18 protein-coding genes are annotated in these 21,132 nt (G+C 33.5%); 7 read left to right on the top strand and 11 right to left on the bottom strand.

What is annotated here, in order from left to right; genetic code table 11:
- Positions 1–72 precede the first annotated feature (72 nt).
- The 3 genes from BJG89_RS01120 (at position 73) to BJG89_RS01110 (ending at position 3,284) form a co-directional block, all read left to right on the top strand.
- Complete coding sequence (locus tag BJG89_RS01120) at positions 73–1,491, top strand: anion permease (protein WP_096808129.1); 1,419 nt, start codon at positions 73–75, stop codon at positions 1,489–1,491.
- Between the two features lie 459 nt (positions 1,492–1,950).
- Complete coding sequence (locus BJG89_RS01115) at positions 1,951–2,904, top strand: NAD(P)-dependent oxidoreductase (protein WP_096808128.1); 954 nt, start codon at positions 1,951–1,953, stop codon at positions 2,902–2,904.
- A gap of 14 nt (positions 2,905–2,918) precedes the next feature.
- On the top strand, positions 2,919–3,284 hold the full coding sequence (locus BJG89_RS01110) for a cupin domain-containing protein (RefSeq protein ID WP_096808127.1): 366 nt from the start codon (positions 2,919–2,921) through the stop codon (positions 3,282–3,284).
- A gap of 247 nt (positions 3,285–3,531) precedes the next feature.
- Here BJG89_RS01110 and BJG89_RS01105 read toward each other — a convergent pair whose 3' ends face one another.
- The 5 genes from BJG89_RS01105 to BJG89_RS01080 all read right to left on the bottom strand — a co-directional run bounded on the left by BJG89_RS01105 (position 3,532) and on the right by BJG89_RS01080 (position 7,760).
- Complete coding sequence (locus tag BJG89_RS01105) at positions 3,532–4,620, bottom strand: DUF871 domain-containing protein (protein WP_096808126.1); 1,089 nt, start codon at positions 4,618–4,620, stop codon at positions 3,532–3,534.
- A gap of 295 nt (positions 4,621–4,915) precedes the next feature.
- Positions 4,916–5,236, bottom strand: coding sequence for a PTS lactose/cellobiose transporter subunit IIA (locus BJG89_RS01095; RefSeq protein ID WP_096808124.1), 321 nt, complete (start codon positions 5,234–5,236; stop codon positions 4,916–4,918).
- 17 nt (positions 5,237–5,253) lie between these two features.
- Positions 5,254–6,549, bottom strand: coding sequence for a PTS sugar transporter subunit IIC (locus tag BJG89_RS01090; protein WP_096808123.1), 1,296 nt, complete (start codon positions 6,547–6,549; stop codon positions 5,254–5,256).
- Positions 6,550–6,585: 36 nt separating this feature from the next.
- The gene (locus BJG89_RS01085; protein ID WP_096808122.1) at positions 6,586–6,885 is read right to left on the bottom strand and encodes a PTS sugar transporter subunit IIB; all 300 of its coding nucleotides are present in this window, start codon (positions 6,883–6,885) and stop codon (positions 6,586–6,588) included.
- 14 nt (positions 6,886–6,899) lie between these two features.
- Positions 6,900–7,760, bottom strand: coding sequence for a MurR/RpiR family transcriptional regulator (locus BJG89_RS01080; RefSeq protein ID WP_096808121.1), 861 nt, complete (start codon positions 7,758–7,760; stop codon positions 6,900–6,902).
- A 542-nt stretch (positions 7,761–8,302) separates the two neighbouring features.
- On the opposite strand from BJG89_RS01080, the gene isaB reads away from it, so the two are divergent.
- Entirely contained in the window at positions 8,303–9,040 is a 738-nt protein-coding gene (gene isaB / locus BJG89_RS01075; RefSeq protein ID WP_096808120.1) for an immunodominant staphylococcal antigen IsaB family protein, read from the top strand.
- 332 nt (positions 9,041–9,372) lie between these two features.
- Here isaB and BJG89_RS01070 read toward each other — a convergent pair whose 3' ends face one another.
- From BJG89_RS01070 to BJG89_RS01060, 3 genes are all read right to left on the bottom strand, one after another.
- Positions 9,373–10,833: a Mur ligase family protein gene (locus BJG89_RS01070; RefSeq protein WP_096808119.1), complete on the bottom strand. Its 1,461-nt coding sequence runs from the start codon at positions 10,831–10,833 to the stop codon at positions 9,373–9,375.
- A gap of 151 nt (positions 10,834–10,984) precedes the next feature.
- Positions 10,985–11,839 (bottom strand): anti-sigma factor, encoded by an 855-nt coding sequence (locus BJG89_RS01065; protein ID WP_096808118.1) that lies wholly within the window; start codon positions 11,837–11,839, stop codon positions 10,985–10,987.
- Positions 11,829–12,398 (bottom strand): RNA polymerase sigma factor, encoded by a 570-nt coding sequence (locus tag BJG89_RS01060; protein ID WP_096808117.1) that lies wholly within the window; start codon positions 12,396–12,398, stop codon positions 11,829–11,831. Before BJG89_RS01060 ends, BJG89_RS01065 begins: the two co-directional genes overlap by 11 nt.
- Positions 12,399–12,991: 593 nt before the next feature.
- Between BJG89_RS01060 and BJG89_RS01055 the strand changes: the two genes are divergently transcribed.
- The 3 genes from BJG89_RS01055 to BJG89_RS01045 all read left to right on the top strand — a co-directional run bounded on the left by BJG89_RS01055 (position 12,992) and on the right by BJG89_RS01045 (position 16,971).
- Complete coding sequence (locus BJG89_RS01055; RefSeq protein ID WP_096808116.1) at positions 12,992–14,512, top strand: AbgT family transporter; 1,521 nt, start codon at positions 12,992–12,994, stop codon at positions 14,510–14,512.
- Between the two features lie 108 nt (positions 14,513–14,620).
- Positions 14,621–16,138, top strand: a complete 1,518-nt coding sequence (locus BJG89_RS01050) for an AbgT family transporter (protein ID WP_096808115.1) — start codon at positions 14,621–14,623, stop codon at positions 16,136–16,138.
- A gap of 98 nt (positions 16,139–16,236) precedes the next feature.
- Positions 16,237–16,971, top strand: coding sequence for an NAD-dependent protein deacylase (locus BJG89_RS01045; RefSeq protein ID WP_096808114.1), 735 nt, complete (start codon positions 16,237–16,239; stop codon positions 16,969–16,971).
- 234 nt (positions 16,972–17,205) lie between these two features.
- On the opposite strand, the gene BJG89_RS01040 is transcribed toward BJG89_RS01045, so the two are convergent.
- Genes BJG89_RS01040 through BJG89_RS01030 form a run of 3 tightly spaced genes read right to left on the bottom strand, consistent with a single transcriptional unit; the run spans position 17,206 to position 21,123 of the window.
- Complete coding sequence (locus tag BJG89_RS01040) at positions 17,206–17,772, bottom strand: cytidylate kinase-like family protein (protein ID WP_096808113.1); 567 nt, start codon at positions 17,770–17,772, stop codon at positions 17,206–17,208.
- A gap of 23 nt (positions 17,773–17,795) precedes the next feature.
- On the bottom strand, positions 17,796–19,202 hold the full coding sequence (locus BJG89_RS01035; protein WP_096808112.1) for a glycoside hydrolase family 1 protein: 1,407 nt from the start codon (positions 19,200–19,202) through the stop codon (positions 17,796–17,798).
- Between the two features lie 34 nt (positions 19,203–19,236).
- The gene (locus tag BJG89_RS01030; protein WP_096808111.1) at positions 19,237–21,123 is read right to left on the bottom strand and encodes a beta-glucoside-specific PTS transporter subunit IIABC; all 1,887 of its coding nucleotides are present in this window, start codon (positions 21,121–21,123) and stop codon (positions 19,237–19,239) included.
- Positions 21,124–21,132 lie beyond the last annotated feature (9 nt).

Below are 21,132 nucleotides of genomic sequence, written 5' to 3'. Positions count from 1 at the left end.
TACAGCACTTTTTTATAAGGGTAGATTGATAATTGTAATGAGTAATCTGTGTAGAAAGAAGGAAAGTTCAATATGCAAAATTCAATAAGATACCGCAAATTCATTCTCCCCCTTGTCATCGGTATACTGATTTGGGCGCTGACCCCCCTTAAGCCAGAATCATTAAGCATACAAGCTTGGTATATGTTTGCTATTTTTGTATCAACTATTATCGCTTGTATTACGCAACCTATGCCAATTGGTGCTGTATCCATATTAGGTTTTACTTTTATGGTGTTGACTGGTGTTGCCGATATAAAAACGGCTGTGCAAGGGTTTGGTAATAATAGCATTTGGCTTATTGTCATAGCCTTTTTTATCTCAAGAGGCTTTGTAAAAACAGGACTAGGACGTCGCATCGCTCTAAGATTTGTGAAACGATTTGGTAAAAAAACATTAGGTCTCGCCTATGCGCTTGTAGGTGTCGATCTTATATTAGCCCCTGCTACACCAAGCAATACGGCCCGTGCGGGTGGTATTATGTTTCCAATTATTAAATCTCTATCAGAATCATTTGGTTCAGACCCTAAGCAAGGATCTGAGCGAAAAATGGGCGCGTTTCTAATTTTCACAGAATTTCAAGGTAATTTAATTACTGCTGCAATGTTTTTAACTGCTATGGCTGGTAATCCCCTCGCTCAAAACCTTGCAGAAAGTACTGCTCAAGTACATATAACATGGATGAATTGGTTTTTAGCTGCCCTAGTCCCTGGATTACTTTCTCTCATTATTGTTCCATTCATTATTTATAAAATATACCCACCAAGTATTAAACAAACGCCTAACGCTAAAAATTGGGCAGATAATGAGTTAACTAAAATGGGCAAAATCTCAATGCCAGAAAAATTTATGATTGTCATCTTTATCATAGCATTGACGCTTTGGGTTACAGGCAGCCTAATTCAAATTGATGCTACATTGACTGCATTTATCGCACTATCATTATTACTCGTTACTGGCGTATTAAACTGGAAAGATATTTTAAATGAAACAGGTGCATGGAATACATTAATCTGGTTCTCAGTACTTGTATTAATGGCTGATCAATTAAATAAACTAGGCTTTATTCCATGGTTAAGTAAACTGATTGCAACAAGTTTAGGTGGCTTTAGTTGGCCAATCGTACTGGTTATGTTACTCATTTTCTATTTCTATTCACATTATCTATTTGCTAGCGCTACTGCTCATGTTAGCGCAATGTACGCTGCACTGTTAGGCGTTGCTATTGCAGCCGGTGCGCCACCGTTATACAGTGCGCTCATGTTAGGTTTCTTCGGTAATCTATTGGCTTCGACAACACATTATAGTAGTGGACCTGCGCCAATATTATACGCGGCTGGTTATATAAGCCAAAAACGTTGGTGGACAATGAATTTTATCTTAGGTATCGTTTATTTTATTATATGGATTGGTTTAGGATCTCTTTGGATGAAACTCATCGGCATTCTGTAATACACTGTGCCGGTTCTAATTGAGTCTAGAACAAGTCAAACACTAAAAGAATTAAACAGTATAACCATTAGCTAGATAGATTGCCTTCCACTCATAATCATCATAAAAAACGCTGTATAAATGTATACAGCGTTTTTTCAAGTTATTTTTCAAGCGTTTAATCGTTGTAGTAAGACGCTCTATTAATATATTTTATTTTTTAATCATACTAGTTGTCCCATTATTCATTAGATTATAAAAATGATCAATCAGATCTTCTTTAGAAATAGGTGTGCTATCTTGTACCCAGTGCTTAATGAGTGAAATGCCTGCTCCCGATACATATCTCATAAAATTTGTTTGTTTTATACAAAACGAAACTTTGAGTTCATCATTTTAGACATACCTAATCACTAGATAGATGCTACACTTAAGATAAATATTGTGAATATTTTCACATAATAAAAGGAGACTATTTTTATGAAAAAGGTTTTTATCGCAGGCGCAATCCCTGAAATGGGACTTAGTCAACTTGAAAAACATTTTGAGGTTGATATGTACACAGGTAAAACGTTAATTTCTGAAGCATTATTAATTCAAAAAGTTCAAGATGCAGATGCATTAATCACTTTATTGTCTACTAACGTGAGCCGAAAAGTCATTGAATCGGCGCCAAAACTAAAAATCATAGCTAACTATGGTGCTGGTTTTAATAACATTGACATCCAAGCTGCCCGTGAACGCCATATTGATGTTACGAATACACCGATTGCTTCCACAAATGCAACAGCAGATTTAACGATGGGCGTTTTATTGGCTGTCGCTCGCCGTATTCCTGAAGGCGATCAACTTTGCCGTAACGAAGGATTCAATGGTTGGTCCCCTTTATTCTTTAGAGGACGTGAAGTATCAGGTAAAACAATTGGTATTATCGGCTTAGGAGAAATCGGTATGGCAGTTGCAAGACGTGCTAAAGGGTTTGATATGAGTGTGCTTTACACAGGGCCAAATCGCTATAAAGATAAAGAAGCTGAATTAAATGCTGAATACGTCACACTCGATGCACTTTTAGAACGTTCAGATTTTGTAACTATAAATTGTTCGTATAATGAACAATTAAAGCATATGATTGATTACCAAGCGATTCAAAAAATGAAACCAACTTCATACTTAATCAATGCATCTAGAGGGCCAATTGTTTATGAGGCCGAATTAGTCAAAGCACTTAAAGAAGGCGTGATTGAAGGTGCTGCACTGGATGTATTTGAATTCGAACCACAAATAACAGAAGCGCTTAAATCAATGAAAAATGTAGTCATTACACCACACATTGGTAATGCAACTTTTGAAGCAAGAGATATGATGGCTGATATTGCAGCGACAAACGTAGTGAAACAACTTAGCGGTGAAACACCCAATTATATTGTGAACTGACAGGAGTGAAAGCTATGTTACACACATCTAACCGTTTTTTTAAAATTAATGATTTACAACATTTTTCTGATGAAGCAGCGAAAAAAACAATATTCTATGAATCAACACATTCAGCCGGTGCTGTTTGGTGTCTAAAACCAGGTCAAACATTGCCTTGTCACACACACAAAGATGCAGATGATGTTTGGATGGTTCTCCAAGGCAAAGGTACATTTTTCACAAACAATAATAATCAAAAAACCATCCAAGCAGGTGATATATTTGTATCATTTCCAGGCGATGCCCATGGTATGACCAATACAGGCGACGAAGACTTTGTGATGCTAGGATTCGCTACCCCTATGCCACTCGACTTTAACCCCTATGAATGCCCTCAATAGCCATTATACAAATAAAAACCTAAGATGATTTGTTATACTAAAAAGGATTGGCGAGTACCGTAGCTCCCAATCCTTTGCTTCAATGGTGGGTAGACTAACCTCTCTCCTGCAGTAAATGCGTTTCCTATTTTTTAAATCATACTTTGTTGCTTTCCTTTTAACAATTCGTAATATAATCGGTAAGCTTTAAACAGGCAACTGCTCTGTATCCTTTTGTGACATCGTTCGTAATTCAATGACATGGTTTTTAAGATATTACTTTTAATTCAAATGGTTGCCAAGGTTCAAGTAAATCTAATAAAAAATGCTCTTCTTTTCTAACATGGCCTATGACATTTTTATAACCTTTGTTTACCATATCTTGTAATGCGATTTGCATTTCACCTTTGTAATGCCCGTATGCGTCATTACAAATCATAATATCTCCTTTAACAATTTGGTTTGTACTATTTGGAGGGAAATCTTCATTTTTATAATGCACACGACTCATAGTTGAACGTATCACGTAGTCTGATACATCCCCTCGGTTAAAATGAAATTCTTTTTCGATGACTTTTCTATCTAATGACGTAATATCATTACTCAAATAAACATCAAAGCTAGGCATAGTCAAATTAATTTCTGAGAGCGCTCGCAATTCTGATTCAGAAGCAAATGCGTTACCAATCAATAAATCATCTATTACATTTGTCATTAATAAATGCTTGGCTTGTACTGTTGTAAGTAAATTTCTATGGCTTTCTAAAGTAGGCAAACCTTCCATAATCTTCCACGGCCCTATCTTTCCTTCTTGTGAAGTCACAAAAGCTGCAGTTTTAATAGCATTTTTTTTATAAGACTCGCTCGTAGTTATCAAACGGTTGTAAGATAAACCAGTGTATGTTTGAGGATAAAAGTTATGGCAACCTATAAGTTGGTTCAAATTGGGTTTATAACTTAAGACATCTTCAATAAAAGTTGCGCTCACACTGATATTTAATTCTACAAACATATGCTCTTGGTTATAACTCATTTGTGCTATTTCTTGGGCTGAAAACCCAGCGTCCACGCGTATGCCTGATACACCTAATGATTTAAAAAAGGATAAATCTTTAGGCGTTAAATTCAAATCTTTAAACACTTTATGATTAATATCTGCAATAACTATCATATTGTTTTCTGTAGCAACTCTAACAACTGATTTAAACTTTTGAAATACCGCTTCATCATCATTTTTTACTGATAATAAATTTGTGAATACACGTTTAAACCCATATTTCGCACTTAATTCAATATAATGAATCATTTCTTCTAAACAAGATTGTGTCGGATAAACTGATATTCCTAATTTATGCATATACATTTACTCCTTATCTGATTTATACAAAATGCCTCTCATTTGTCGTTTATCAATAAGTACACGTGATTTTTCAAAAAAGAGAATACTTGCAAATATTAATAAAAACAACATAGCGCCCCACCCCAATATATTAATCTTTTCAAATATCAATACTGGGACAACAATGATAAATGGAATCGCTACAAGTAATACCCATCTATTAAAATTGAATTTGTTTACTATAAAATGAGCTATTTTGTAGCAGCAAAATACAAGAAAAAACAATAATATAATATAAACAAATCGTATCATATCAACACTTCTCTTCTAATTTTTTATATAAAACAATCATTTTTTCAATTAAATTTTTCTCACTAATGGCTGTCATCAAGTGATCTTGAGCATGAATCATTAATAACGATGTTTCTACTTTGTCACCATTTATTTCAGATTGTATAAGCTCTGTTTGTATATTATGTGCTTTACTCATTTCTTGCTTCGCTTGTTCCATAAATTGGTTGGCTTGTTCAAAATTAAATTCTGTTGCCGCATCAAGCGCTTCATATGCTAAGCTTCTTGCATTTCCACCATGTGAAATGATTTCGAATATAGATTGTTCATTTTGCTCGCTCATCTAATCCCCCATCTCATTTAATCATCGTTTAACGGATCGTTTATGTTACCTTGTTCTTGTTCTATCATTTTACGTTCATACATTTTGAAGAATGGATAATAAATGATAACTGCTACTATAAGGTTAAATACTACCAACACAAGGGCTCGCCAATCACCGTTTGTGGCAAATAATGCACCCAAGGGTCCGGGTAACGTCCACGGTGCTAATATTGTAATCTTTGCAATCAAACCTAACTTAAATACAAAATAAGTAATCGTTGTTAAAATCAGTGGAATGCCTATAAATGGTAAAGCAAGAATCGGATTCATTACTAATGGCGCACCAAATATAAGTGGTTCGTTAATATTAAATATGCTGGGTATAATGGAGAAGCGACCGACCTTCTTCAAATATTCTGATTTTGAAAATATCATCAATATACACAAACTAAGTGTTGCGCCTGCCCCGCCTATCCATACAAACCATTGGAAAAATGGTTCAACAATAATATGTGGTAACGGCTCACCTGCAGCTTTAGCATCGATATTTTGGTCTAATAAAGAAAACCAAATGGGTTGGAATACTGCACCCATGACAGCCACGCCATGTATACCAGCTGACCATAAAAGCACTATGAAGAATACTGGGATTAAAGCGCCTAATAAACTGTCACCCGCAAAATTGCCTAATGGTTCAAAAATTTTATTAATAATCGCATTTAAATCTATATTTAATATGACTCTTACAAACCAAGATATAACGATAATCACTATCGCAGGTACCAAAGATTCAAAAGAACGTGCAACTGATCCCGGTACTTGGTCTGGCATTTTAATTGTAAAACCTGATTTCACTACTAAACGCATCATTTCAACAGCAAATATCATTGATATAATCGCTACAAACAACCCGGATCCACCTAAGTCAGCCATAGGTAACACGTAACCCATTGCATCCCTTTGAGGTAATTTATCATCCAAATTAACCGGTAAAGTCATCATTAGAAATGCGGCAAGTGAAAGTAAGCCGCCTGCCTGCCCATCCATTTTATAGGATTTCGCCAGACTATACCCCATTGAAAACGCAGCATAAACTGCCATTAATCCTAACGTCATCCTATTGGCTATCATTATTTTTTCAGCATGTGGTTCTACTAATTTTTCCAAAGCAGGTATCGGTGGCGATGCAAATAAAGTAAAAAATGAACCAACAATAATTAAAGGTAGTGTTGCAATAATACCATCGCGAATAGAGGTCAAATGTCTCTGTTCGGATGCTTTAGCCATGGGTGGCATCAATACTTTTTCAATCCATTTCAAAAATTTCTGCATAACATACACCCTTTGTTCACTTATTTAGCTTAGCGCTTATGCATACGTTTGTATTTGCTTTAAAATCTTAGGCGCCCCTATTGGCGTATATCCCATTGGATCTATGACATCTACAGGTTTATTTGCCGCTGCTCCCACCTCTTTGAATTTATCTAATCGATGTCTCACTTGAGGCGCTACTAAACCTAAATCATAGTCAATTATTTGATTTTCAAATGTTTCCGTTCCAACTGCTTTAATTTCTAAATTAAAATTTTCTTTTTCTGCTTCTTTCTTTACAGCGTCAACAATCATAGAACTAGACATACCACCTGAACAAACCATTAATACTTTCATATCAATACACTCCTCTAATATTTTCTTTTTTTAACTTTAACTGCTTGTCGTGTGTTCTCTAACAACTTCGTATACCTTTCATAATTTCTACTAGCTAATGATATAAATAAAATATCTATAACATTTAACATTGCGATGCGTGAACTCATAGCTGCACTCCTCACTGGCTTTTCTACAGAACTAAAAAACAAATTAATATTTGCTAAATCAGCTATGTAATTCTTACTATATTTAGTTATAGAAATAATTTGCGAGCCTTTGTCACGAGCTAATGACAGAGACTGTATCATATCTTCTGTTTGCCCCGTGTTCGAAATGGCAATGACAACATCTTCATTCGTTAAATTAGCACTCAATGTCGCTTGTTCATCGTAGCTCTTACCAACCTCGCACCATTTATCAATACGTGTTAACTTCTGTTTCAAATCTTCTGCGATAATAGATGAAGCTCCAATACCAAAAACACAAATTTTCCTAGCTTTATTTAATATTAATATTGCTTGCTCTAGTTCCTCAGGTGATAAAATTTGAGCAGTATTTTTTATAGATTTAATGTTACTTTGAGAAATGCTATTAATCACACTTTCTTTTGAATAGTTCATGTTTAATTCATCATAATCAGGGCCTCTTTCGTTGGCGTTATTAAGTTCCATTGCAATTTTCATTTTCAAATCTCGAAAACCCTTACATTTAATTTTTTTAGATAACCTAACAATCGTCGCTTCACTGACATTTGTTAGGTTTGCTAGATGTTGTATTGAACTATTGATTGTTTCATGCGGGTGATCTATAACATATTGCGCCACCCTATATTCCGATGGATTCAAATTCGTTAACGATGATTCCAATAATATTAAAGTATTTCTAATAACCATCACCTCTTTAAAACAATATTTCGTATTATTTATAATCTACAAAATATTGTTTCGTGTGTCAAATTAAATTATTAATGTATATTCACACTTATATATGTCTGCTTATTTTGTTAATACATTTGGTTATGCTATAAAAATCTCCTATTAATATAATTGTTTCTCTAATCAAGCTACGCTCTTTTTTGTATTAAGTGTACATATTCATCCTTGTGTTACCATTGCTTTTTCATTAAATAAAAATGGATTACAGGGTGAAGCAGACTTCGTGATTACCAATTTTTTAGTAATGAGTTATTAAAATAGTATTGATAGCGTTATGATTCATGACTTTAATTCAAAGAAGCTCACACTAAAAGCATGTTTTAATTTCACGAAATTTTTTTATAAAAAAGTGAACTTATCACGTTAAACATACGTATATATTAGTGAATAGCATAAAAAGGGGGCCTTACGTACAAAGTGAATGTGATGATACGTTAATTTGTTACTTGTTTTCAGGCGATTCGAAATTGATCATTAAATATAAAAAGGGGCGAAAGTTTATGAATAATAAATTATTATTATTTTCATCATCAGCAATAGCTACAGGTTTATTGTTAGGTGCAAGTAGTACAGCGCAAGCGAACGAAGGTATGAACATGAACCAAGATATGCATGGCGATATGAATCAAAACGACATGAACATGAACCATGACATGAACGGTAACATGAATCAAAACGATATGGGCATGAATCATGACATGAACGGTAACATGAATCAAAACGATATAGGCATGGATCATGATATGAACGGTAACATGAATCAAAACGATATGGGCATGAACCATGACATGAAAGGTAACATGAATCAAAACGACAGGGGCATGGATCATATGGCTCAAGAAACTATGATGCCTTATTACAACTATAATGGCTATACAATTTATGATGGCCAATTTACTCAAGACTATAACTTTGTAAGAGCACTAAAATACGACAACGTGATGATTGATGGTTATAAAGTTAATACAGCCGCATCTGATAAAACGGTTGATTCTAGTAAAAAAGTTGATAGTACAATGGTAGATATGAATAAAGACGGCCAAGTCGTTCACATTACTTTTGATACAAAACCGAATACAGTAAGTAAAGACATGTTCAAAAAAGCACATATGTCTAACCACATGACTGATGAGGGCAAAACAGATAATGGTTCATATATGGCTTATGAAACAAACAATGGTATGTACAAAGCTTTCTTTGACGACCAAGGCTATCTGATGAAAGTGATGATTAGCTAATTTAACGAATCTTAGTTAATATGCACCCTAAAAGTTGGATTTAATAAATCCACTTTTAGGGTGCTTTTTAATTATATTTTAAAAAGTATACCGTTTTCATAACATCACATTAAGCAAGCATAAAAGGAAGCGGAACAGAAATCGTATTTTTATAAAATGGCTTCGTTCTCCCACTAGGAATAAAGCATACGAATGCTAAGACTGTTGAGGACTTTACATTTCCATTTTAGCCACCATCTGCCAATACAATGTTAAAGGCTGAAACATCGTTTGCCTCAGCCTCTTTTAAACATAATACTCCTTTTTAAAAATAAACCATTTATACCTTACCTCTATAATAATGTTTTAATATACTGCTCATCATCATGCTCATATTTTTTACCTTTATAATTTTGCGGCTCATTAATGCCTGTAAGTAAAATAATTTCTTTTTCCTTATCTGTTGCGTATAAAAGTTCTTTTATCCCTTCTTTTCGAGAAACACCTTTTAAAACATCATTCACCTTATAACTTGAAGGTAAATGTTTAACCATCATATTAATAATTGTTTTAGGCTCTACATACCCTACTTGTTCAGCAGCAAGCATTAATTTATTAATACCATCAGGCACATTTGATATCGTTCTTTCTACTTTATCGAGCCCTCTAAGCCCAATACCTGTGACCATAACATTCAAATTTCTTTCTATACTTTCACTATATTTCAAAGCATTGTTAATCGATTCTTTGATTGCTAAAGAAGTATGCGCAAAATCTAAAATAATCACATAATTATTTATTTTAATAATTTGAAAGCGATGTAACGGCGATTCAATTACCATTGCAGCTTCAACTATCTTTTGAATATCGAAATTCAATTTATGCAAAGCAAATATACTTGCAGCCAAATTAATGTAGTTATGTCCCCCTTGAAAACGTGGTTTAACTGTATATTGTTTTTGATTAATAACGATATTAATTAAATCATTCTCCATATGATAATGATAATAGGCCGATGGATGACTTGAAAAATGGAACTGGTCTTTTACAATACTGTGATATGATTTTGTATCTAAATTAACTAAATTGGATAAGCTCAAGTCATCTAATCTTAATTTGGCATTTAAATAATTGCTTATACTACCATGATATTCTAAATGTTCAGGGCTAAAATTCGTAAAAACTGCTAAATCATTTTGAATAAAATCTGCCCGTCTTTGGTCTAATGCTATAGATGTAGCTTCGTAAACAATATAATCATAGTTTTTATTATAAAAATAATTTATGATCTCAGCCATTTCAAAATACATCGGTGTGGTCTGCGTTGTATGATTGAAATTAAGTTTATGATAATAACAATCATATACGCCCATTGTTCCGATAATAGCAACTTTTTCGCCAAGTTGTGTTAGTAAATTACCAATCATGTGGCTCGTCGTAGTCTTACCATTAGTCCCTGTGACAGCAATAAATTTCATCCCTTTTATAGCTGGATTATAAAATAATTTTACCAAGTTATTAGCAACTTTAGGGAAATCATCGACATAAACGATAGGTATATTCAATTCAAAATGTTTAAGTTTAGACGGGTGTGCATCTGTAATTATAAATAGAGGCTTCATTTCGTAAGCTTGTTGCATATAATAAGTTGCATTCTTTGAGTCTTTTAATATAAAAATAGTTTCTGGGTCTATATCTTGATACATTGAAGTGATCTTTTTACAAACTTTGTTGGTATCTAACTTTACACTTTCAGAAGTTTTTGATGCGTTTTTTCCAATACTTAATAAAACTTCTTTAATAGTTATTTTCATTGTTCTCCCCCACCTTATTTAATAATTTGCTAAATTAATTAAAACGTTTAGTATTTTTATAAAAAAAGTAATTACAAAATATTCGTAGAAAAACGCAAAAAGGATCACATCAATTTGTGATCCTTTGAGAAATTTTTAAAATTTTATTTTATTAAATTTTATTACTCGCCATAATCATTTGTCCCTTAGGCTCATTATTATTTGGTGAAGGTTCTAACGTAAGTGCAATCGTGTCATTCTCATCTACATCCATATCACTTAAATCAAATACAACCATACCTTTATCATTCTTCGTTGCAAATGTCCCTGCAGGATAAGGTTTATTATCTTTGATTACCCAAACTTGATAGACTTCATTACCTTTTGTAGCTTCAATGTCGTTGGCTTCAACCATTAATTTACTATGTGTTTTATTACTGGATACGTAAGCTTGACCTTGTGTCTTATCTTCATCCATAGATTTCAAATTGATGGATTGAGCGTCATTCGTATTAATCATTGGAGTAGATTGGTTTTGCGATTCCTTTTGTTTAAAGTATTGAACACCATTTCCTATCAAAGATAACAATAATAATGCCGCCATAATGCCTACAGAAATCCGTCGGAACAAAGGTATTTTAGGTTTTTTATCATCGTTTTGTTTAGGTGATGTCGTTGGCTTTTTATATTGATGTGTTTCGCTTGAATCGCCCATACCACTTTTATATGATTGTGCAGCAGTTAAATGGTTATCATCCTCTTTATCCTGTTGTTTTTCAACTTCTGAATTTGTATCGGCACCATTTTCTTCGTTTAAAACTGACTCTAAGATTCTTTGTTTCATACCCGTCGGAGGGTCAACTTCTTTATTACTGTAAGAAAGAGTTTGATGAAGAATATTAATACTATCTAAAGTTTCTTTACTTTCAGATGACATATTCAATTCTTGTTCAACTTGCACTTTTTCACTTTCACTTAACTTATCATTGAAATATTCATATATTTTATCAACTTTGTTATCTTTCATTTTCTTCACTCTCCCTTCTCAAAAACTTTTTAATATAGTTATTTAAATGTTTTATTGATAATCTCAGTCTACTTTTCACAGTACCTAAAGGCATTTTTAATTTATCTGCAATTTCTTGTTGGCTCAACCCCTTGTAATAAAATAAGGATATAATCTTCTGTTGATCTTTGTTCAAATATGAAAGCATCTTTTGTATTTCCTCAGAACATTCCTTATCTAATAAATCATATTCAGGTAAACTACTCGTTTGGATACCTTGAAATGTTTCATCAAATTGGCTTTCTACGACCTTTCTTTTTCTAACAATATCAATCGCTCCATTACGACATAACGTAATAAGCCAAGTTGATAACTTGCCCCTTTCTGGTTTGAAAATTGCTTTTTGATGCCAAATTTTCATGAAAATATCTTGTAAAATTTCTTCACTAGATTGCTTATCTTGTGTAATTTTGTAAGCCAAATTAAATAATACTGACTCGTAACGATCGTATAGAATTTCTAGACACTTACTATCTCTTTTTTCTACGATCATTTTATATAGATCATTTTCATCTTGCATGCCTTCCCCTCCTTATTATAAAACCATCTGCAATACGCAATTTAATGAATATATTACCTTTCAATAAAAGTACGTAATTTTAAAACAAAAAGTTCATCTTAATAGATGAACTTTTGCTTATTTCTGATTATCAAAATAATTAACATTTGATACTCACTTTAATAAATCTACATTTCATCATAACTTATTATAAGAAATAATGTGTAGATATTATTTTCAAAATTTTTAAATTTTTTTGTGCAATATTATATATTTTTGAGGACTGTATTAAGTAGGCTTTCATAACTTAATATATTTTTTAATAATACTATTTAATCTAACTGCTGAATCACTTTATAAAAATCATTATTTAAAATGTATTTATTTTGAATTTGTCTTTATATCCCATATAAAACATTTATTATTGTGCTTAGCTTTCTGACTCGTTTTTTACTTAACGAACAATAATTAACGCTAGAGATGTCATTGTTTCATAAACAATAGTTTTTAACTTTAATATATGATGTATTTAACGTTTAAAAAATCAAATAATTCTGAATTTTATCTGTTATAATAATATCTTAATTTAATTTTTATGGGAGGTTCAAAATGATATGATGAAACGAATATCTATTAATATTCTAACTAGAGTTGAGCGTGCAGGTAATAAATTACCTGACCCTAGTATGCTTTTCTTCTTGTTATGTCTCATTGTGCTTGGTTTATCTTGGGTTTTATCTTTATTTAATGTCCAAGCCACACAACCAACAAATAATAAAACAATTCATGTGGTCAATTTGCTAAATTGGGAAGGTCTAACGAAAATATTAACAGAAACCATAAACAACTTCGTAACCTTTCCAGCCTTAGGTATGGTCTTAGTTGTTATGATTGGTATGGGACTTGCTGAAAAGACTGGGTATTTTGAACATTTATTACATAGTGTTGTCGATAAGACACCACATAAACTTGTATTACCATTTTTAATTTTAATGTCTATTTTAGGCAACGCTGCAGGTGGCGCTGCGCCTATGATTATGCCAATGCTTACGGCAATGATTTTTATTAAACTAGGCTATCATCCAATTTCTGGATTAATTATGAGTTATGCTGCAGTTGAAGTAGGTTATGGGGCAAATTTAATCATAGGCCTAGACGATGCGTTATCATTTTCATTTACACAATCTGCACTAAAATTATTTGAGGGCGATATATCAATTAATGTAGCAATGAATTGGTTCTTTATGTCTATATCGACTTTTTTATTAGTCCCAATTATCTATATCTTAGCGAAAAAAGTGACCATACCCCGTTTTCAAAATTTAAGTATAGATAAAGATACAGACGTTAGCGTAGATAAGAAAACATTTACTACGCAAGAGGGTAAAGCACTGTTATGGTCGAACTGGATGTTAGTGTTATGGTTGGTATGTATCGTTGTTATAGCCATACCTAAACATAGCTTTTTAAGAAATAATGAAACTGGACAATTGCTCGTAGACTCACCTTTAATGAACGGCTTTGGTGTGATACTCTTAATTACTTTTGCTATTCCTGGTATTATTTATGGAATTAAAAGCGGAAAAATACAAAATAGTAAATCATTAGGTAAAATACTGACACAAAGTATGTCTGATATGAGTAGTTTCATTATTGTTATTTTCTTTGCCGCACAATTATTGGCTTTCTTTGATTGGAGTCATATCGGTCAAGTTATTGCGATTAATGGCGCTAAATTACTACAACACCAAAGCGGTGTCACCTTAATTATTGGATTAATTCTACTTACAGCAACAATCAATATTTTTATGGGTAGTGCTTCCGCCAAATGGGGCATCTTGGCGCCGATATTCATCCCAATGTTTGCAACTTTAGATTTTCATCCTGCATTTACCCAAATGGTTTATAGAATTGGTGATTCGATCACCAATCCGATTACGCCTATGATTCCGTACCTTCCCTTCTTATTAACTGTCGCACGTAAATATAATAAGAAAATTGCACTCGGTACCTTAATCGCAAATTTATTACCATATAGTATTATTGGCGGGCTCATTTGGACTATCTTTATGATCATTTGGTATTCACTCGGTATACCTGTAGGACCAGGCGGACCGATTCATTTAGGTGATTAAATATTTTAATAAGATCGGTTTAACCTAAATTGTACTAACAAAAGTGATTGAAATTCTTAGCTTTTGGTTTAAAATCATTAGTATAACTATCGGGAAAGAAGTGGTTTTATGAAAAATAATAAAGTTACTCATTATTTAAGTAAAATTGAATACTTAGGTAACAAACTCCCTCATCCTGTAACTATATTTTTAATTTTTACTGTTATCTTATTTATTTTGTCACATATTTTATACACCTTAGATATAACGGTTGATTTTAAAGGTATCAATCCAGACAACAATAAAGTAGAAAGCCAAACCATTCATGTTATTAGTCTACTTACTTCCTCTGGTATTTCTCATGTATTTACGAATGTCGTTGAGAATTTCACCTCGTTTGTTGCGCTTGGCCCCGTGCTAGTTGCCATGTTAGGTGTTGGCGTAGCAGAAAAAACCGGTTACCTTGGTGCATTTATCCAAAAATCTGTAGCTAATGCCCCAAAATCGCTCATTACGCCTACGATTGTATTACTAGGTATATTATCAAATATAGCCGCTTCAGTAGGGTATGTTGTTTTAGTACCACTCGGGGCCATGGTCTTCTTATCATTTAATAGACACCCTATCGCTGGTTTGGCAGCTGCTTTTAGTGGAGTTGCTGGTGGGTATTCTGCTAACCTATTTTTAGGTACTAATGACCCCATTTTAAGTGGTATGACAACAGAAGCAGCACAAATTATAAATCCAAATTATATTGTCAATGCTACGGACAATTGGTTTTTTATGTTTGTATCTACTTTTTTAATCGTTATCATTGGTACATTCATTACTGATAAAATAGTCGAACCTAGTTTAGGGAAATACGATTCACCTAAACATACAACGTTTAATGAAATTAATAACAAAGCTTTCAAATGGGCAAATATCTCATTAGCAATTGTGCTTGTTATAATAGGGTTGATGGTTGTGCCATCCAACGGTATTTTAAGAGGTGACAACGGGAATTTTATAGACTCTCCGTTTATACATAGTATTATATTTTCTATGATGCTGATTTTTTTAATACCAGGTATTGTTTATGGCATCATTGATCACAAGATTAAAAACGATAAAGATGCTGTTAGATTAATGAGTGATTCGTTAACAACTATGTCTGAGTTTATTGTCTTAATCTTTTTTGCTGCTCAATTTGTAGCTTTATTTGAATATACAAATATTGGCACAGTGCTATCTGTAAATGGCGCTGAATTATTAAAATCCTTGCATGTTAATGGGTTAACAGCGTTAATTATATTAATATTGATGACCACAATGATCAATATACTGATGGCTGCTGATTCTGCAAAATGGGCTTTAATGGCACCGATTTTTATACCAATGTTTATGCAGTTAGGTGTTACTCCAGAAGTAACTCAAGTCGCCTATCGTATTGGTGATTCGGCTACGAATATCATTTCACCATTAATGCCGTTTTTCCCTTATATCGTTTCTGTAGCTGAAAAATACAATAAACATAACGGCATTGGTACTGTGGTATCCGTTATGCTACCGTATTCAATTGTTATTTTAGTTTTATGGACAATTTTATTTATCATTTGGTATCTATTAGGTATACCTGTGGGGCCTGGTACAAATACTACAATATAAAAACTAAGATATATTTATATTTTCAAAAATTGACGTAAGTGTAATCAAAGGATTTGCAAAATTCGGTCAGACGTTACTATTCTAATGGAGTGATAGACATGAATCAGAAAATTGAACAATTAAGGGGCATTATAGATAATGCTGATAAAATCACGTTTTTCACAGGTGCAGGTATATCTGTGGCAAGTGGCATCCCTGACTTTCGTTCTATTGGCGGTTTATATGATGAAATTTCAAAAAATGGTTACTCCCCAGAGTACCTATTAAGTGAAGATTATTTTAAAAATGAGCCAGAAGGTTTTATTCGTTTTTGTCATCAGTATTTACTATTTGCTGATAAAGAACCGAATGTCGTACATCAATGGATTGCTCAACTTGAAAGAGATCATCAATCACTAGGTGTTATTACACAGAATATTGATGGCTTACATTCGGATGCTGGCAGTACCCAAACAGATGAACTACATGGCACATTAAATCGATTTTATTGTCTGCAATGCGATCAAAAATATACAAAACCCTATGTCATTGATAAACAATTACATCAATGTGAAATGTGTGGCAGTATCATTAGACCCGACATCGTGCTTTACGGAGAAACGCTAAATCAAGACACTATCTTTGATGCGCTACACAAGATTAAAGCGGCAGACACTTTAGTAGTCTTAGGTTCTTCGCTTGTCGTTCAGCCTGCCGCTGGTCTTATTTCAAATTTTGATGGCAAAAACTTAATCATTATTAATAGAGACCCTACACCTTACGATAACGATGCAGATTTAGTGATTCAAGATGATATGATTTCAGTCATAAACAATCTAAACGATATATCATAGTTTTTGTAGAAATCGAGCAAAATCGTGTATTCTAAAATATAATCAATTCGTAAATGATAACTATGTTAAAGATAAGGCATCATCAGCATCTTGCATTTAGCGAGTGATTACTGATGATGCCTCAATTCAATGTTCTTTTCCATATAATACGCTGGAAACAATTATTCTAACCAATCATATATTTTGGGTTATACCTATTGAAGAATTAAGTATCATAAACGGTAAATTTTAAAGTTACTGTAAAGCACTCTTTATAATATCGACACAAATTGACATATCTAGCGCATTACCAGTCAAAGTATCTGAATTCAGACATAAGTCATATTCACTTAATTCAGCTCTTGTGATATCTGTATATTGTTGATAAAACGCTGCACGTGATTGCTCTTGTTGTTGAATAAATGCTTTTGTGTTTTCTTCACTTTGGCCTGCAATTTTAACTGCTCGTTCAATTTTCTTAGCAATATCAGGTGCGTAAACATATACATTTAAGAATGAAACTGCATCTTTTAATATATAATCTGCGTCTCTTTCCATTAGTATACATGGCCCTTTATGCACGATATTTAAAATGACCGTCTGATAGCCATCAATGATTTTTTCTATATCTATTTCCGCTACTTCACCATATTGATCAAAGTTATGTAGAACCTGTGTGTCAATTTCAAGGTATTTAGCAGTTTCATTTAATAAATCTACCTCGCCATAAAATGGAATGTCTAATGTTTCTGCTAACTGTCTAGCAATTAAACGCGCGCCACTTCCGTATTCACTTGTGAATACTATATATTGTCTTCCCATTTTTCCACCTCTATGATTTCATGTTATTCAAACTTTAATGAAGCTCCATTTGTCTCAATTACTTTTTGATACCAATAAAATGAATCTTTTTTATATCTATTATAAGTGCCGTTGCCATCATCATCGACGTCTACATATATAAAGCCATACCGTTTTTTCATTTCACCGGTGCTTGCAGAAATAATATCGAAAGGACCCCACATCGCATATGCCATGACAGGTACTCCGTCTATCTCAATTGCTTTTTCCAGTTCTAGAAGATGTTTTTTTAAGTATTCTATACGATACATATCACGTACACTACCGTCTTGTTCAACTTTATCTACTGCACCTAAACCATTCTCTACAATCATTAACGGCAATTGGTAACGATCATACAATAAATTTAAAATATATCTTAAACCTGAAGGATCGATAGACCATCCCCAATCGCTTGTATCTAAAGTCGGATTTTTATAACCTGTTTTCACACCGTTTAACCCAACAAATTTTAAAGGTGTATCTTCTCCCACAACGTGACTTAAATAATAACTAAATGAAATAAAATCAACAGTACCAGCACGAAGTTCGTCTAAGTCTCCATCTTCAATTGGCAGCGTAATATGGTTTCTTTCAAACTCTTTTATTTTATAATTTGGATAGTAGCCACGGCATTGAACATCAGCGTAAAAAAGCATCTGATGCATAAATTGGGTTGTACGAATGACGTCAGCAGGATCGGGACTCGCTGGATATGCAATATGTCCGTTATACATCATACCAACTTGATATACTCCGCTCATATCGTGAGCAAGTTGGACTGCCTTGGCACTTGCCAGAAACTGGTGATACGCAGCAGTCATCCTAGCTTGTTCAGTATCTTCTTGAATGCCACCAGCCATCCAAGGTTTCGTTGACATCACATTAATTTCATTAAAGGTAATCCAATATTTCACTTTTCCCTGATAACGTTTGAACACTGTTTCACAGTAATTCATAAAATAATCTACAACCTCACGGCTCAACCATGAACCATATTTTTGTAAACCTAATGGCGTTTCAAAATGGGACAACGTGACAATTGGTTCTATATTGTACTTCAAGCATAAATCAAATATATTATCATAAAATTGCAACCCTGCCTCATTCGGTTCAGCATCGTCGCCGTTTGGAAAAATTCTAGACCACGCAATAGACATGCGATAACATTCAAAACCCATTTCAGCAAAGAGTTTAATATCTTCTTCATAACGTTCATAGTGATTTACACCATGATGACTAGGGTAATGTTTTGTCTCATCAATAGTTTGAGTTACTTCTCTTGGCTGTCCATATTTCGATGACGTCATGACGTCAGCAGTGCTCAACCCTTTACCATCTTGATTATATGCGCCTTCGCATTGATTTGCAGCAGTCGCCCCGCCCCACATAAATGATTTAGGAAAACTCATAATATACCTTCTTTCTATTATTTTTATATCTATTTCAGCTAATATTTATTATTTTTTCGCCATGTGTCATAGTTTGATTTACTATGGTCTCCACATCATCAAATTCAGCAGTATTCGTGATAATAACTGGCGTTGTCGTTTCGTAACCAGCATCATTGATTTGTTTAGAATCAAATTCCAATAATAGCTGTCCTTGCTTAATTTCTTGACCGTTTTCAACTTGTGGAAAATAAAATTGGCCATTTAATTCGACAGTATCTAGTCCCACATGTATTAAAATTTCTACACCCTCATCACTCGTAATACCTATCGCATGATGACTATCTAACAGTGCTGTAATCGTGCCGTCAACTGGCGCATAAACCTTACCTTCTGTCGGCTTAATCGCTACGCCTTTGCCTAACAGTTCAGCAGCAAACGTAGGGTCATTGACTTCATTGAGTGGAATAACCTCCCCAGTTATAGGTGCATTTACGTGAGCTCCTGTAAATGTATCTTTATCAGCAATTTGGTTATTATCTGAAGCGTTGTGCTGTTCTTCTACGTCTAAAGTTTCTTCATTAATACCAAGGGTTAATGAAATTAAAAATGCAACGACGAAGGCAATGATAATACCGATAATGGCATGAATTAAAACGCCAAAACCATCTGGTCCAATATAACCTGGTATCGATAAAATGCCTGGTGGTATCTGCGCAAATCTTCCTACTCCTGTGATACCATAATACAAACCACCTACACCGCCACCAATCATAGCAGCAACCAGTGGTCGTTTATATCTTAAATTGACACCATAGAGTACTGGTTCAGTAATTCCGAAAATCGCAGTGAAACTTGTTGAACTAGCTAATGTTTTTAATTCTTTATTTTTAGTTCTAAAAACAATTGCAAAAGCAGCTCCTGCCTGTGCTAAATTGGATACAAACATACCAGGGCCAGCGATTGGGTCAAAGTTTTTAGAAGCAAGTTCGTTAATTCCTAATGAAATTAGAGCATAATGCATACCAGTCATAACAAGTAGTGGCATAAATAATCCAACTAATGTAGGAACTAACCAACCTACATGAACATTCAACGTTGCAAAAATGTAACTTAAACCAATTCCTAAATAGTTCCCAATCGGTCCTAAGACAATCAGTGTTACGACGGCTACAATAAGAATCGTAAACATAGGCACTAATACAATCTTAATGGCTTTAGGTATAAACTTATTAAGTTGTTTTTCTACAAAACTCATAAACCAAATAGCAAGTATGATTGGAATAACTGTTGAAGCATAATCAACTAAACCCACAGGCATCCCTAAAAAGGAAACACCCTCTCCTGAAGATTTTCCTTCTTTCACTATTTGAATAAATGCTGGATGCAGCAATACACCTCCGATAACAATGGCAATATATTGATTAACATTAAATTTTTTCGCTGCAGAAACAGCTAAAATAACCGGTAAGAAATAAAATCCAGCATCGCCTAGTATGGTTAATATTCTATGCACAGCTGTATCTGAATTGGTTAACTTAAAGGTGTCAATAATCGCAATTAATGCTTTGATCATACCTGAACCAGCTAATACAGGGATAATAGGTGTAAATATGCTAGCAATCACGTCTAACAATTTAATAAATATATTTTTATTATCTACTTCGTCTTCCCTGTCATTGTTATGATTGTCTTCCAAGTTACCTTCTTTCATTAAATTCTTATAAACATCTTCTACCTCGTTACCGATAACTACTTGATATTGCCCTCCCTTATCTACAGTATCAATAACTTCTTTCATTTGTTTAATCGATTCATTGTCTACCTTGCTTTGTTCATACAATGTAAACCTTAGCCTTGTAGCACAATGTGTTACATGTTTAATATTTTCTTTACCGCCAACATGTTTTAAAACATCTTTGGCCACTTTTTGATAATTCATATTTGCACC

It is taken from the genome of Staphylococcus nepalensis (genome assembly GCF_002442935.1).
Lineage (GTDB): Bacteria > Bacillota > Bacilli > Staphylococcales > Staphylococcaceae > Staphylococcus > Staphylococcus nepalensis.
Note: the sequence above shows the minus strand (reverse complement) of the source record. Positions and strands in the feature narration are given on the sequence as shown.

What these genes read in the sequence shown, in the direction of transcription:
- BJG89_RS01110 (WP_096808127.1), top strand. Translation starts at nt 2,919, where the DNA reads ATGTTACACACATCTAACCGTTTTTTTAAAATTAATGATTTACAACAT.
- BJG89_RS01060 (WP_096808117.1), bottom strand. Translation starts at nt 12,398, where the DNA reads ATGCAAGATGAAAATGATCTATATAAAATGATCGTAGAAAAAAGAGAT.
- BJG89_RS01095 (WP_096808124.1), bottom strand. Translation starts at nt 5,236, where the DNA reads ATGAGCGAGCAAAATGAACAATCTATATTCGAAATCATTTCACATGGT.
- isaB (WP_096808120.1), top strand. Translation starts at nt 8,303, where the DNA reads ATGAATAATAAATTATTATTATTTTCATCATCAGCAATAGCTACAGGT.
- BJG89_RS01055 (WP_096808116.1), top strand. Translation starts at nt 12,992, where the DNA reads ATGATGAAACGAATATCTATTAATATTCTAACTAGAGTTGAGCGTGCA.
- BJG89_RS01035 (WP_096808112.1), bottom strand. Translation starts at nt 19,202, where the DNA reads ATGAGTTTTCCTAAATCATTTATGTGGGGCGGGGCGACTGCTGCAAAT.
- BJG89_RS01085 (WP_096808122.1), bottom strand. Translation starts at nt 6,885, where the DNA reads ATGAAAGTATTAATGGTTTGTTCAGGTGGTATGTCTAGTTCTATGATT.
- BJG89_RS01065 (WP_096808118.1), bottom strand. Translation starts at nt 11,839, where the DNA reads ATGAAAGATAACAAAGTTGATAAAATATATGAATATTTCAATGATAAG.
- BJG89_RS01115 (WP_096808128.1), top strand. Translation starts at nt 1,951, where the DNA reads ATGAAAAAGGTTTTTATCGCAGGCGCAATCCCTGAAATGGGACTTAGT.
- BJG89_RS01045 (WP_096808114.1), top strand. Translation starts at nt 16,237, where the DNA reads ATGAATCAGAAAATTGAACAATTAAGGGGCATTATAGATAATGCTGAT.
- BJG89_RS01080 (WP_096808121.1), bottom strand. Translation starts at nt 7,760, where the DNA reads ATGGTTATTAGAAATACTTTAATATTATTGGAATCATCGTTAACGAAT.
- BJG89_RS01030 (WP_096808111.1), bottom strand. Translation starts at nt 21,123, where the DNA reads ATGAATTATCAAAAAGTGGCCAAAGATGTTTTAAAACATGTTGGCGGT.
- BJG89_RS01040 (WP_096808113.1), bottom strand. Translation starts at nt 17,772, where the DNA reads ATGGGAAGACAATATATAGTATTCACAAGTGAATACGGAAGTGGCGCG.
- BJG89_RS01070 (WP_096808119.1), bottom strand. Translation starts at nt 10,833, where the DNA reads ATGAAAATAACTATTAAAGAAGTTTTATTAAGTATTGGAAAAAACGCA.
- BJG89_RS01090 (WP_096808123.1), bottom strand. Translation starts at nt 6,549, where the DNA reads ATGCAGAAATTTTTGAAATGGATTGAAAAAGTATTGATGCCACCCATG.
- BJG89_RS01050 (WP_096808115.1), top strand. Translation starts at nt 14,621, where the DNA reads ATGAAAAATAATAAAGTTACTCATTATTTAAGTAAAATTGAATACTTA.
- BJG89_RS01105 (WP_096808126.1), bottom strand. Translation starts at nt 4,620, where the DNA reads ATGCATAAATTAGGAATATCAGTTTATCCGACACAATCTTGTTTAGAA.
- BJG89_RS01120 (WP_096808129.1), top strand. Translation starts at nt 73, where the DNA reads ATGCAAAATTCAATAAGATACCGCAAATTCATTCTCCCCCTTGTCATC.